The following is a 13,243-nucleotide window of genomic DNA, read 5'->3' as shown; positions in this document are numbered from 1 at the left end:
GGCGGGTGGATTCAGTTGCCGCCGGCGGTCGGCGGGGCGGCGCGCTCTGCATCGAGTTCCTTGCGCATCGCCTCGACCCCGGCCATGTAGTCGGCCACGGTCGCATCCGGGCTGGCGCGCAGCTCCGGCGGCAGCAGCACGACCATGTACAGTTCGTCCGCCAGGCGCCCGTGGCGCTGCTGGTTGACGATCAGGACCAGGCAGGAAGCCAGCACCGCCGCCCCGGCGCAGATCGCGCGCAGGCGCCGCCTCAGGGGCGGCTTGATGGTCGCCAGGTGGAAGTAGATGATCCCGGCAATGGTGGCCACCGCCGCGTGCGAGCCGTAGCGCGTGAGCCATTCCAGCGAATAGGCATAAGCCAGGATCGAGGCCAGCAGGCGGAAGCCCAGCAGGGCTGCCAGGCCGCAGCCGAAGATGAACAGGTGCCGCCCCAGCCGCGTATAGCGCCCGAACAGGCGGTTCATGAAGGCCCACAGGCTGCTCCACAGCAGCGCCGCGCCGATGCCGATGCTGGGCGCCAGCACGTAGTTCAGCAGCTCGAAGGGCTGGGCGTCGAACAGCCACGTCACGAGCAGGGCGACCAGGCCCGCCAGCAGCACCCCGACCACGCCCGGCAGCACGCCCTCCCAGCCGTGCATGGTCCGGTCCAGCAGTTCGGCCGGCACCGGAAAGTCGGCCGCGCGCACGCGCAGCGAGGTATGGCCGAGGCGCACCACGGTGTCGCCCTTCATCTCCAGCTGCTGCACCCGCTTGCGGCCGTGGTTCAGGCCATTACGGGTGCCGAGGTCGCGCATCAGGAGGGTGCCGTCGTCGGCCTGCTCGATCACGGCGTGGTGGGCGGCGGCGTATTCGTCGTCGAGGATGAAGTCGTTGTCGTAGGCGCGCCCGAGCCGGATCGGCAACACCGAGGCGCGCTGGCGGTGCAGCACCTCGCCGTTGCGCGCCAGGATCTCGATGGTCCAGGGGCCTTTCATCGCTTGCCTCCGCCGGGGGCGGGCGCCGGCCGGCGCAGGTTGCGCCCGAAGGAACCGAGGAAGGCGCGCGTGACGCGCATGCCGTTCTCGTAAGAGACGCCGGACACGTCCAGGCGGCTCTGCAGGCTCGATTCGGCCGCGTTGGTGCTGGCCGTCAGCAGCGTGAAGTTGTACAGGCCCTCGAACTTGCGGTAGGCGCGCACGCAGGTGACGGCGCGCAGCGGCAGGGTGCGGGTGTGCACGAAGGCTTCCGTGCATACGGGCTTGGTCAGGCGTTCGTTGCCCTCACCCAGCGTACCGGTGCGGAACAGGCGGCTGGCCAGGGCCGCGAAGGGCAGGCGCGCCAGGTTGTCGGAGCGGATGTACTGGTGGGTCATCGACACGTGCCCGGTCTGCTGCGACGAGGAGACGTAGATCGCCGACTCCATCGCGCAGCTCATCAGGTCCGAGGTATACGCCGTCTCGGCCTTCACGTTGGAGCGCCCCCAGCAGCGCAGCTGGCCGGATTCGCGCACCGGCACCAGGTAGGGTCCCATGCTCTTGATCGCGAGCGGCTCTTCCAGCAGGCGGTCGACCATGGCGCGCTGGTGCTGCAGCAGCTGGGCCGCGATCAGGGGATTGAAGTCCTTCGGCGGCGCCGGCTGGCTGGCGACCCGGCGCAGCAGCTCCTGCACGTACTTCACCGGCACCAGGAAGCTGACCGATTCGCCGTCGCGGCGCTTGGACACGTTGACGCCGGCCACGGTGCCGTTGCCGGTCACACTGGGACCGCCGCTCATGCCCGAATTGATGGGGCCTCCGAACATGAGCTGGTCGTAAAAGCTGCGCGTGACGACGCCGTTGTAGGCGCCTTCGGAGATGGCGAAACCCAGGTCGAGCGGATTGCCGAGCGAGTACAGGCGCTGGCCCTGGGTCAGGCGCACAGGCCGCTCCGGCACCTTGAAGAAGCCGCTGCCCTCGCGGTTCACGCGCAGCACCGCCAGGTCGTGCAGCACGTCGACCGCCATCAGCTCGACCGGCCCGCTGTTGCCGTCGGTGTCGACGTATTCCGCGGTGTAGACGTCGGGATCGAGCGCCATCTGCGACACCACATGGTAGTTGGTGACCACCAGGCGGCCGCTGCCCACCAGGAAGCCCGAGCCGACGGTCGACTGGGTGCGGCCGTTCTTGAGCAGCATGCGAATCTGCAGCAGGTCGCCGCGCGCCGAGGCGTACAGGTCCTGGGCCGCCGAAGAGGGCGGCGGCAGGGCGTCTTGGGCATCGATCTCGCCCGGGCTTGGTGCCGGCGGGTTGGCGCCGGGTGGTGCGGACGGCGGCAGGTGTGGAGGCGGCGCGGGCGCCGTGACCGGACTGGTACGGGGCGGCCGGGTAGTCTGCTCAGGCGGCGGCGCCGTGGCTGCGCCTGCCGCGAGGCAGAAGAGCAGGAAGGCGGCAGCGGTCCGTTTCATGCAATCCGTTCATGGCAAGGAGGAAGCACTATCTTGCCACCGGATCGCCGGCCCGCGCGCGCGGTAGGGTGGGCGGGTTTCCCGCCCACGCGGTGATAAATAGCAGCAAGATCATCCGGCACGGAAGCGACGCCGCCTACGATCACCGCGTGGGCGGCATAGCCGCCCACCCTACGAAATCAGCCTGCGTCGGCAGGGGCCTCGACAGGACCCATCATGTGCCCCAGCTTGGCCTGCTTGGTGTTCAGGTAGCTGTTGTTGAAGGCGTTGCGGTTGACCAGCAGCGGCACGCGCTCGGCCACCTCGATGCCGAGGCGGGTGAGGGCGTCGATCTTGCGCGGGTTGTTGGTCATCAGGCGCAGCGAGCGCACGCCGAACTGTTCCAGCATCGGTTTGCACAGTTCATAGTTGCGGGCGTCGGCATGGAAGCCCAGCTGCAGATTGGCCTCGACCGTGTCGGCGCCGGCTTCCTGCAGGCGGTAGGCGCGGATCTTGTTGACCAGGCCGATGCCGCGTCCTTCCTGGCGCAGGTAGAGCAGGATGCCGCGGCCTTCCTCGGCGATGCGCTGCAGCGCGCCTTCGAGCTGGGCGCCGCAGTCGCAGCGCTGCGAGAACAGCACGTCGCCGGTCAGGCATTCCGAATGTACGCGCGCCAGCACCGGCTCGCCGTCGCCAATGTCGCCCAGCACCATCGCCAGGTGCTCTTTGCCTGTGCTGTGCTCGGTGAAGGCGTGCAGCGTGAACTGCGCCCACGGCGTCGGCAGGGCGCACGAAGTAACGTAGTCGAGCAGCTGGTCGTTGGTGGCTTGGGTGGCACTGGCAGGCATGGCGTTTCTCGTCGTTGAAGCGTGTAACAGTAACGGTGTAGTTTACCGGAAATCCGACAGGGCCGTGCGGAACCCCTCCCGCCCCTCACCGCGGTGTGTTACGCTGTGGTAACTGTTTCGGAGCAAACGCAGCATGGACACAATTTCCACACCGACAACCCAGCGGCGCAGGCGCGGCCTCGGCGCCTGGCTGGCGCTGGCCTTTTCGCTGCTGACCGTGGTCCTGACCCTGCTGCTGGTACAGGTGGTGGAGCGCTCCTCGACCGAGCAGGTCAAGGACAGCATCGGCCACGGCCTGGGCGAGCTGGCGCGCCAGACTGCCGACAAGCTCGACCGCGGCATGTTCGAACGCTATCGCGAGGTCAGCCTGATGGCCGGTCGGCGCGACCTGCGCGACCCGGGTACGCCGCCCGCCGAACGGCGCCGCATCCTGGCCGACATGCGCGAAACCTATGGCTATTACGACTGGATCGGCCTCACCGCCCTCGATGGCAGGGTCATCGTCGAGGCGCGCGGCCTGCTGGAAGGCGTCGACGTCTCGCAGCGCCCCTGGTTCAGGAATGCGCTCGAGGATGTGCACGTGGGCGACGTGCACGAGGCGGTCAAGCTGGCCAGGCTGCTGCCGAGCGAAAACGGCGAACCGCGCCGCTTCGTCGACGTCGCCTTTCCCTTCCAGGACCTGAACGGCAAGACCGCGGGCGTGCTGGGCGTGCACCTGTCCTGGCAATGGGCGCGCGACGTCGAGCGTTCGATCATCGCACCGGTGCAGGAACGGGGGCGGGTGCAGGCGCTGATCGTCAGCCGGCAGGGTGTCGTTCTGCTCGGGCCACCCGGCCTGCAGGGCAAGAAGATCTCTACCGAAAGCCTGCGCCTGGCCCAGCAAAAGCGCACCGGCTACCGCGTCGAGCAGTGGGACGATGGCGTTTCCTACCTGGTGGGCTATGGCGCCACGGTCGGGCGACGCATGTATCCGGGCCTGGGCTGGACCGTGCTGGTGCGCCAGGACATCGACGACGCCTACGCCCCGGTGCGGCGCCTGCGCGAACAGGCGCTGTGGAGCGGCGCCGCGCTGGCGGTCGTGTTCTCGCTGGCCGGCTTGCTGGTGGCGCGCCGCATCACCCGTCCGCTCGGCGCCCTGGCCGAGTCGGCCGAACGCCTGCGGCGCGGCGAAGCGGTCCAGCTAGTGCCCAACGCGAAGGATTATTACGAGGTGCAGGCGCTGTCCGGCACCCTGAACCACCTGGTGAGCGACCTGGTGCGCCAGCGCGCCGAACTGCGCGACCTGAACGCCACGCTCGAGCAGCGCGTCGAGGAACGCACGCGCGAGCTGGAACGCGCCCTGGCCTCGGTGCAGGCCAGCGAACAGCGCATCAACGCGATCGTCGACGCCGCCCAGGATGCCTACATCGCGGTCGACCAGCGCGGCATGATCCTCGACTGGAACCGCGCGGCCGAGCGCATGTTCGGCTGGCGGCGCCAGGAAGCGGTCGGCTGGCCGCTGTCCGAGCTGGTGCTGCCGGAGCGCTACCGCGCCAGCCTGAACGGAGCCCTGCATGCCTTCCGCCAGACCGGCCAGCTGGCCATGCTGGAGCAGCGCCTGGAGCGCGAGGTCATCGACCGCCATGGGCGCGAGTTCACCATCGAGATGACGGCCACCCTGGCGGGGCAGGGCGAGGATGCCTTCTTCAGCGTCTTCCTGCACGATATCTCCGGGCGCAAGCGGGTCGAGCAGATGAAGAACGAATTCGTCGCCACCGTCTCGCACGAGCTGCGCACCCCGCTGACCTCGATCCAGGCTTCGCTGTCCATGCTGGCCGACGGCATGGCCGGCGATCTGCCGCCGGACGCCGCGCGCCTCATCGCCATCGCCAGCCAGAGCAGCGAGCGGCTGGTACGCATGGTGAACGACCTGCTCGACATCCAGAAGATCGAGGCCGGCCAGATGCACTTCCAGCACACGCCCCAGCCCCTGCTGCCGGTGTTCGAGCGCGCGCTGGCGGCAATGGAAGGGCAGGCGCGCCAGGCGGCCGTGATCCTGCGGCGCGACTGGGACGCCGGCGCGGCAGGGCTCGCGGCCAGCATCGATCCGGACCGGATGGAACAGGTGCTGACCAACCTGCTGTCGAACGCCATCAAGTTCACGCCCGCCGGCAAGAGCGTGACCCTGGGCCTGGCGCGCACGGCGGACATGCTGCGCCTGAGCGTGCTGGACGAGGGGCCGGGCATTGCGCCGGCATTCCAGGCGCGCGTGTTCCAGCGCTTCGCCCAGGCCGACGGCGCCGATTCGCGCACGCGCGGCGGCACCGGCCTGGGACTGGCAATCAGCAAGGCGATCATCGAGGAACACGGCGGCAGCATCGGTTTCGATACGGCGCCGGGGCGCGGCACGCGCTTCGTCATCGAGTTGCCCGTCGCGGCGACTGCCTGAACATCGCGGGACAAAGGCGGGCGCGCCGGGCGCTATGTCTGTTTCCGCACTGAACAGCCTTATTCCTGGTCGTATGCTTGGGCTGTGACTCATGCAGGACACGACCACCATGAAAACGCCGATCCCCGCCACTGTTGATGCCGCCCCCGACGACACCTCGCCGGCGCCGCACAAGAAACGCCGGGCCGCCGGCCTGTCGCTCACTGCCTGGAAGCAGTTTATCAATGTCGCCAAGCCCTACTGGCTGGGAAGCGACAGGAAAAAGGCCTGGAGCCTGCTGCTGCTCCTGATCGTCCTGATGCTGGTCGAGACCAAGCTGGCGGTCATGCTCAACAACCAGACCGGCGAAATGACCTCGGCGCTGGCAAGCAGGAATGCCGACCGCTTCTGGACCTCGGTGCGGGCCTGCCTGATGGTGCTGGCCTTCGCGGTGCCGACCTATGCCTTCTACTACTTCATGCGCGACCAGTTCGCCAACCAGTGGCGACGCTGGCTCACCGGCCGCTTCCTCGACGGCTACCTGGGCGGGCGCAAGTATTACCAGCTGGGCGCCGACAGCGAGATCGACAACCCGGACCAGCGCATCAGCGAAGACATCAACACCTTCACCGGCAGGTCGATCCACTTCCTGTTGATTTTCCTCGGTTCGATCATGCAGCTGGTGGCCTTCAGCGCCGTGCTGTGGTCGATCTCCCACCTGCTGGTGGGCGTGCTGGCGGTGTATGCACTGGTGGGCACCATGGTGGCCCTGGTCGTCTTCGGCAACCCGCTGATCCAGCTGAATTTCTGGCAGCTGCGGCGCGAAGCGGATTTCCGCTTCAGCCTGATGCGCCTGCGCGAGAATGCGGAATCGATCGCCTTCTACCGTGGCGAGGCCCAGGAGCGCGCCCACATCGACAGCCGCTTCGACAAGGTGTTCCGCAATTTCGCGAAGCTGATCCGCAAGCAGTGTTCGCTCAACCTGTTCCAGCGCACCTTCAGCCAGCTGACCCTGGTGCTGCCCTTCATGATCCTGGCCGGCGGCGTGCTGTCGGGCGAGCTGGAAGTGGGGCGGGCGGTGCAGGCGGCGGGCGCCTTCACCGCGGTCTTGAGCGCGGTCGGCGTCATCGTCGACAACTTCGAAAGCCTGAGCCGCTTCGTGGCGGGCATCGACCGCCTGCAGGCCTTGTCGCGCCTGGTGCTGCCGGAAGCGCAGCAGACAGCCGCCAAGACGGAGGCGCGGATCCAGACGCGCGACGGCGAGCACCTGGCGCTGGAAGCCGTGACCCTGCATCCGCCGGGGTCGGAGCGGGTGCTGGTCAAGGACTTGGACCTGGTCTTGACACCTGGCGACGCCTTGCTCATCACCGGCGAGAGCGGCTGCGGCAAGAGTTCGCTGCTGCGCGCGATCGCGGGCTTGTGGGACCGCGGCAGCGGGGTGATCCAGCGGCCGCCGCTGGAAGAATTCTTCTTCCTGCCCCAGCAGCCCTACCTGCAGTCGGGCACCCTGCGCAGCCAGCTGGTCTATCCAAGCACCCACTGCGAACTGGATGACGAGACGCTGCTGGACATCCTGGACCAGGTCCATCTGCCGCGCCTGGCCGAACGCGTCGGCGGGCTGGACGCCGTGCACGACTGGGAAAAGCTGCTGTCGGTCGGCGAGCAGCAGCGCCTGGCCTTTGCCCGCGTGCTGGTGCACCGGCCGAAGATCGTCATCCTGGACGAAGCGACCAGTGCCCTCGACAGCGGCAACGAAGCCTCGCTGTATGCGCGCCTGCGCGACGGCGGCGCCACCCTGATCAGCATCGCGCACCGCGCCGCTGTGCTGCGCCATCACACCCATGTGCTGAGCCTGAAGGGCGAGGGGGCGTGGGAGCTGATCGAGGCGGGCAGCTTCCAGTTCGACGGGCCCGTAGCCGTCGTGAAGGGCGGCGCCCAGCCTGTGCGGCAGCTGCCGAAAGTGGCCGTGGCCGGCTAGTGCGCTGTGCGCCGGCGCCGCCAGGCCCAGCGCGCGGCGCGCGCGACCAGCAGCCAGAACAGGAAGGCGAGCCAGAGGCGTGGCCAGAGGATGTCGTCGATGCCGATGAGCAGGGACAACGGATCTCTCTCGACCGAACCTACCGGTGAAATCGCCTGGCTGTCGGCCAGGAAGGGCAAAGGGAAGCCATAGGCCAGAACCGGGCAGGGGCCCATGTCGCCGCAGCTGTTGAGGGCGCGCCCTGGGACCAGCAGGGAAGCATAGGTCAACAGGGCAGCGATCGCACACAGGCGCAGCAGTGTCTTCAGTGTCGTGGCCATCGGCTTCGCCGCTTCAGGTGACGATCATCGAGTGGATGGTCTCCGCCCGCACTATTGCCTGCTCCAGCCGCTGGTGGTCGGCGCCAGTGTATTTGCCTGCAAATGCCCTGGCCAGGTGCAGAAAGCCTGTGGCCAGTGCCGGGTCTCCGAGCGAGCAGGCCAGGAAGACGACGCCACGTTCCAGCTCCACGAAGCCGCGTGCCAGGATCTTTTCGGCGCACATGATGCAGTCGCCGTCCGGGACCTTGTGCAGGATTGCCGACGACACCCGGTACAACTCGCGCAGTACCTCGATCTGCCCGATGGACTCGGCGTGCGTCGTCGCGCTCGCATGCTTCCACCATAGATCCGCGGCGGGCGTCGACGCCTGGTCCAGCGTGGCGGCGAGTTCGCGGAAGGACGCCTTGGTCCATTCGGTTTCCTGTTCGCTCGAAATCGCCAGGTTCTTGTACACGGCTAGGAGCTCGGGGTCCTCGCGACCCATGAAGTAGTGACTGCAGCCGAAGCCGCGGAAAGCCTTCTCGGCCTCGTGCAGCGAAAGTCCACGCTTCATCGCTTGCCCTCCATCGTTTTCTGCCGATCGGCGACCTGCGCGGTCGACAGCGCGCGCCACTGGATTCGTCGGATCGTGGCCATTGGTTCTCCTTTGCGATCAGCCATGATAGTGCCGGATACCAGCAGAAAGATAGCCTGCAGGGCCGCAGCTCACGCTTCCATGCGGGCCGGGTAGCGTCAGCGCAGTTCGTGCAGGGCGATCCCGCCGAAGCCCGGCCAGGCGCCGAAGTCCGCTTCCAGGCGCGGCAGCAGCGCGCGCAAGGCGTCCTTGTCGGCATGGAAGGTGGTGGCCGAGCCGTCGATGACGCGGGCGCCGGTCAGCTGGTAGGGCTGGGCGCTGGCATGCGCCAGCGGCTGGCGCAGCAGCACCAGCAGCTGCCGCCCTTCGAGCGTAACGAGCAGCATGTCGCCCGCGCTGCCGTCGGGCAGGCGCTGGTAGCGGCGCTGCGTCTCGCGCGGCAGCGGACCCGCTTCCAGTGCGATGCGCGCCCGCTTGCCGTTCGCGGCCGCCCAGTCGAGGAAAGGGACGGCGAAGCGCTGGATCTGCTCGGGATCGGTGCGGTAGTCCATCACCGTCAGCGCATCGGCGTAGCGGGCCAGGCCCGCCAGGACCGCCGCGCGCTCGTCCCACCAGAAGGGCACGACGAATTCCAGCGCCATGCTGCCGGCGGCTTCGCGCAGCGCCGCCAGCGTGGCGGGGTATTCCTCGTCGAGGCGGGAGGACGGCAGCACGTGTTCGGGCAGCAGGTAGGGCTCGATGTCGAACTGGATCGCCGCCAGGCGCGCCGGCGGTTCGGCCGCCGCGTTGTAGGCGGCATAGGCGCGGGCGCGCGCGGCGGTGGCAGCGCGCTGGGAAGGCAGCACCATGTGCGGGTCGCCTTCCACCGCGCTGACCTTGACGTCCTGCTGGCCGGCGCGGCGGACGAATGCCGCCAGCGCTTGCGGTTCCTGGACCCGTCCTTCTTCCAGCGGCACCACGATGAACAGCTCGCCGATGCGCTGGCGCGCGGCCCATGCGAGCAGCTCGTCGCCGCGCTCGCGCCAGGCGCTGCGGTCCCAGATCCAGGTGGAGCGGGGCGCCGCGGCGGGCGCTTCCGGCTCCAGCACGAGCGAATCCAGGCGCAGGCTGCCGCCAGAAGCCGGACAGGCGATCACGAACTGGCGCCAGCTGCCGCGATCCAGCCCGGCCGGCAGGGCCAGGCGCGCGCTGCCCGCACCCCCGGCAGCGATCCGCCCCATGTCGAGCCCGGACTCGCGCGCCGCTTGCGCGGCGTCGGCCACCTGCCAGTCGAACTGTCCCTTGCCGGAAAAGCCGGCGCGCAGCACGGCGCGCAGGCGCGGCATGGTCCAGGGGCCGGTGAGCAGGACGCCGGCCGGACGGCTGCCGGGCCGGCAGCTGATTTGCAGGCGGCCGCCCGCCAGGCTGGCCTCGACCCGTTCCTCGACGCCGTAGCTGCGCGCCTGCATCGTTGCGAGCAGGTTGGTCCGCAGCGGCATCGGCTGCGGTTTCGCGGGTGTGTCCGCGCCGCCGTCGGGCACCAGGGTCTGCTCGCTGACGCTGAAGCGGCCATCCCTGTCGCTGCCCTGCAGCAGGATGGTGCGTGTCGGGCGGGCGCCGGGCGCCAGTAGCTGCAGGGCCTCGACCTGGGCCGCGCCCAGTGCCAGCGAGCGGCAGCCGGGCATGCCTGGTGCGGCATTGACGACGAAGCGCAGCTCGCTCCCGTCGGCGCCGAAGGCGGTGGCGGACGGCGCCCCCGCCGGTGCGCTGGACGCCGGGCACAGGTGCAGGAAAGCAGCCAGCACCGTCGCGTTCATTGGCCGGCCCCGCTTTGCCAGGTCCCTTTGCGCCGCATCGCGCCCCAGGTGGCCTCTTTCTGCATCGCCCAGCGATACAGGCCGGTCAGGCGCCATACCGAATTGAGCTGGCGGTAGCCGAAGTTCTCGAGCACCACGACCACCCCGAGCATCAGGAGCTGCTTGCCGCGCGGGTAGATGTGGAAGGACATCTCTTCGAGCAGCAGGCCGGAGCTTGACAACAGGATGCCGAGCCCGATGGCAACGAACAGGAAGGCGCCGAAGGCCTCCCATGAGATGGCGCCTGCAAAGTAGGCCCACAGCATGAAGGCGTAGCCGCCCAGTTCCATCACGGGCCCCAGCCACTCGAACAGCAGCATGAAGGGAAAGGCCACCCAGCCCGGCACGCCGCCGTTGCGCGAGAAGACCAGGCCCCAGTTGGCGTTCAGGCTCTCGGCCAGGCCGCGCTGCCAGCGCACGCGCTGGTTCTTCAGAGTGCGGTAGTCCTCGGGCGCCTCGGTCCAGCACACCGGGTCGGGAACGAATTCGATGCGGTAGGGCTGGCGCCGTGCGCGCAGCACGCGGTGCATGCGCACCACCAGTTCCATGTCTTCGCCGATGGTGTCGCGGCGGTAGCCGCCCACCTCGACCACGGTGTCCTTGCGGAACACGCCGAAGGCGCCCGAGATGATCAGCATGCCGTTCATTCCCGACCAGCCCAGTCGCCCGAACAGGAAGGCGCGCAGGTACTCGACCACCTGGAACAGGGCCCAGATGTTCTTCGGCAGTCCGACGCTGGTGAGAAAGCCCCCGCTCACGGTGCAGCCGTTGGCCACGCGTACCGTGCCGCCGGCCGCCACCACGCTGGGGTCGCGCAGGAAAGGTTCGGTGACCTTGGCCAGGCTGTCGCGCTGCAGGATCGAGTCGGCATCGACCCCGCACACCAGCGGATAGCGCGCCACGTTGATCGCGGCGTTCAATGAATCGGCCTTGCCGCCATTGAGCTTGTCGATCACGCGCACGTTCGGATAGCGGGTCGAGCGGTAGACCTGGCGCACCTCGGCGGTCGGAATTTGCCGCCGGTAGGCTTCGGGGAAGGGCAGCAGGGCGAATTCGCGCTGCAGCACGCCCAACGTGCCGTCTTTCGAGCCGTCGTTGACGACGATGATCTCGAATTCCGCATAGGACAGCTGCAGCATCGAGCGCACCGAGGCGGCGATGGTCGCTTCCTCGTTATAGGCGGGCACCAGGATGCTCACCGGCGGCTCCAGGCCCGACCAGGCGCGTGGCAGCTCGGCCATGAACAGTTCCTGGCCCTTGATGCGCAGCGCACGCAGGGCGAGCGCGTTCAGCATCAGGTAGCCCCCGTTGAGCGCGATGAAATAGCAGAACACGAACCAGGTGGTGGCCTCGATCAGCAGCCCGCCCCAATTGGCTTGCATCATGCCTCCTCCTCGGCCAGCACCTGGTCCAGCATGTCGAGCGCGAAGCGGTCGGTGAGCGAGGCGCGTACCGCTTCCAGGTCGGCGCGCGCGAGCAGCGGCAACTCGCGCAGGGCCTGGGCCGCGCGGTAGCGCACCCACCACTGCGGGTCGCCCAGCAGCTGCGTGAGGCGCGCGGCGTCGCTGCGTTCGCCGACCCGGCCAAGGGCGCGCGCGGCCTGCACCCGCACCTGCCAGTCCTCGTGGCCGAGCAGCGCGCGTACCTCAGGCAGGGTCTCGGGCGTGCGCACCCCGCGCAGGGCGGCGATCACCACCGCGCTGGAGGTGCTGCGCAGCGCCCCCGCCAGCACCCCGGCCGGCAGCGTGACGCGCAGCGACTCGGCGATGCGCAGCGCACGCGGCAGGCGCGCTTCGCCCAGCTGCGGCAACAGGCGCGCCAGCACTTGCGCCACCGGGCTGCTGGCCTGCTGCAGGATCCCGGCCACGTGCGACAGGGCCCAGTCCTCGCGTTCGATGAAGAGCGGCGTCAGGTACTCGGCCGCGGCGTCCGGATCGACCCGCACCAGCGCCCACAGCGCGGTGAGCGAGAGCGCGCTGTCGGGTGTGCGCGCCAGCGCCAGCAGCTGGGACCAGGCCTCGCGGTCGCGCAGGTGGCCCAGCACCAGGCTGGCCAGCAGGCGTTCGTCGCGCGCACCGCGCGCCAGCATGCCGCGCGCCAGGCTGTCGACGCCGAGCCGGCGCGCCACCGTATTGAGCGCCTCGCTGGCTTCGCCGCGCAGCGAGCCTTGCAGGTGCGCCCACAGGTGCAGGAAGGGCAAGCGCTCGCGCGGCGCGAGCGCAGGAAGATCGGGTTGTTCGCCGACGATGGCCTGGTTCAGCAGCGGACGCCAGCGCTGCAGGGCGGCGGCGGCGCGCCGTTCGCGCCGGCGCAGGGCCATGCGCAGCAACACGATCTGCAGCGCGAGCAACAGGGTCAGGCCGAGGGCGATGGCCCCGGTCCACACCGCAATGGTGACGAAGCTGCTGCTGGCGCCGGCGTCGAGGGCGCTCGGGTTCATGGGCCCGTTTTCAGGAAACGGCGCACCCGCGCCAGCAGTTCATTCGGCTGGAAAGGCTTGATGACGAAGTCGTTGGCGCCGGCGTCGAGGGCGCGCACGGTGTCGCGCTCGGTGTTCTTGGCAGTGAGCATGAGGATCGGCACGCCGGCCCAGTCGCCGCGTTCGCGCGCCAGGCGTACCAGCTCGAAGCCGTCGACGTAGGGCAGCATCACGTCCAGCAGGACCAGGTCGGGGCGCGCGGGGGCAGCGGCGATGTGTTGGCTGGCGGCGCGGCCGTCGGCCAGGTGGACGACGCGGTAGCCCTGGCGCTCGAGCATGAAGCGCAATACCTGGGCGATGTGCTCGTCGTCTTCAACCACCAGTACCAGTGGCGCGGAATCGGGTTCGTTATCCATCGAAGTCGAAAGAATGGCTCCGGCGCCAGTATAGCCGACCGGCAT

General features: G+C 69.0%; 11 protein-coding genes. 2 read left to right on the top strand and 9 right to left on the bottom strand.

Annotated elements, in window-relative coordinates; all coding sequences use genetic code 11:
• Positions 1–11: 11 nt before the first annotated feature.
• The 3 genes from LK542_RS08895 to ribA form a co-directional block, all read right to left on the bottom strand.
• A complete protein-coding gene (locus LK542_RS08895) occupies positions 12–974 on the bottom strand; it encodes an FHA domain-containing protein (RefSeq protein ID WP_227811635.1) in 963 nt (320 codons plus the stop codon).
• Entirely contained in the window at positions 971–2,422 is a 1,452-nt protein-coding gene (locus tag LK542_RS08890) for a serine protease (protein WP_227811634.1), read from the bottom strand. The genes LK542_RS08895 and LK542_RS08890 overlap by 4 nt, the downstream gene beginning before the upstream one ends.
• A 179-nt stretch (positions 2,423–2,601) precedes the next feature.
• Positions 2,602–3,249 (bottom strand): GTP cyclohydrolase II, encoded by a 648-nt coding sequence (gene ribA, locus LK542_RS08885; protein WP_227798857.1) that lies wholly within the window; start codon positions 3,247–3,249, stop codon positions 2,602–2,604.
• 133 nt (positions 3,250–3,382) lie between these two features.
• Here ribA and LK542_RS08880 point away from each other — a divergent pair, with 133 nt between their 5' ends.
• Positions 3,383–5,677, top strand: coding sequence for an ATP-binding protein (locus LK542_RS08880; RefSeq protein WP_227811633.1), 2,295 nt, complete (start codon positions 3,383–3,385; stop codon positions 5,675–5,677).
• 109 nt (positions 5,678–5,786) lie between these two features.
• Positions 5,787–7,634, top strand: a complete 1,848-nt coding sequence (locus LK542_RS08875; protein ID WP_227811632.1) for an ABC transporter ATP-binding protein/permease — start codon at positions 5,787–5,789, stop codon at positions 7,632–7,634.
• On the opposite strand, the gene LK542_RS08870 is transcribed toward LK542_RS08875, so the two are convergent.
• The 6 genes from LK542_RS08870 to LK542_RS08845 form a co-directional block, all read right to left on the bottom strand.
• A complete protein-coding gene (locus LK542_RS08870; protein WP_227811631.1) occupies positions 7,631–7,954 on the bottom strand; it encodes a hypothetical protein in 324 nt (107 codons plus the stop codon). The genes LK542_RS08875 and LK542_RS08870 overlap by 4 nt on opposite strands.
• 13 nt (positions 7,955–7,967) lie before the next feature.
• Positions 7,968–8,507 (bottom strand): hypothetical protein, encoded by a 540-nt coding sequence (locus tag LK542_RS08865; RefSeq protein ID WP_227811630.1) that lies wholly within the window; start codon positions 8,505–8,507, stop codon positions 7,968–7,970.
• 179 nt (positions 8,508–8,686) lie between these two features.
• Positions 8,687–10,324 carry a hypothetical protein gene (locus tag LK542_RS08860; RefSeq protein ID WP_227811629.1) on the bottom strand — a complete coding sequence of 546 codons (1,638 nt, stop codon included), beginning with the start codon at positions 10,322–10,324 and terminating at the stop codon, positions 8,687–8,689.
• A complete protein-coding gene (locus tag LK542_RS08855) occupies positions 10,321–11,748 on the bottom strand; it encodes a glycosyltransferase family 2 protein (protein WP_227811628.1) in 1,428 nt (475 codons plus the stop codon). Before LK542_RS08855 ends, LK542_RS08860 begins: the two co-directional genes overlap by 4 nt.
• On the bottom strand, positions 11,745–12,803 hold the full coding sequence (locus tag LK542_RS08850) for a HEAT repeat domain-containing protein (protein WP_227798850.1): 1,059 nt from the start codon (positions 12,801–12,803) through the stop codon (positions 11,745–11,747). Before LK542_RS08850 ends, LK542_RS08855 begins: the two co-directional genes overlap by 4 nt.
• The gene (locus LK542_RS08845; protein WP_227798849.1) at positions 12,800–13,198 is read right to left on the bottom strand and encodes a response regulator transcription factor; all 399 of its coding nucleotides are present in this window, start codon (positions 13,196–13,198) and stop codon (positions 12,800–12,802) included. Before LK542_RS08845 ends, LK542_RS08850 begins: the two co-directional genes overlap by 4 nt.
• Positions 13,199–13,243 lie beyond the last annotated feature (45 nt).

The organism is Massilia sp. IC2-477 (genome assembly GCF_020707265.1).
GTDB lineage: Bacteria > Pseudomonadota > Gammaproteobacteria > Burkholderiales > Burkholderiaceae_D > Telluria.
Note: the sequence above shows the minus strand (reverse complement) of the source record. Positions and strands in the feature narration are given on the sequence as shown.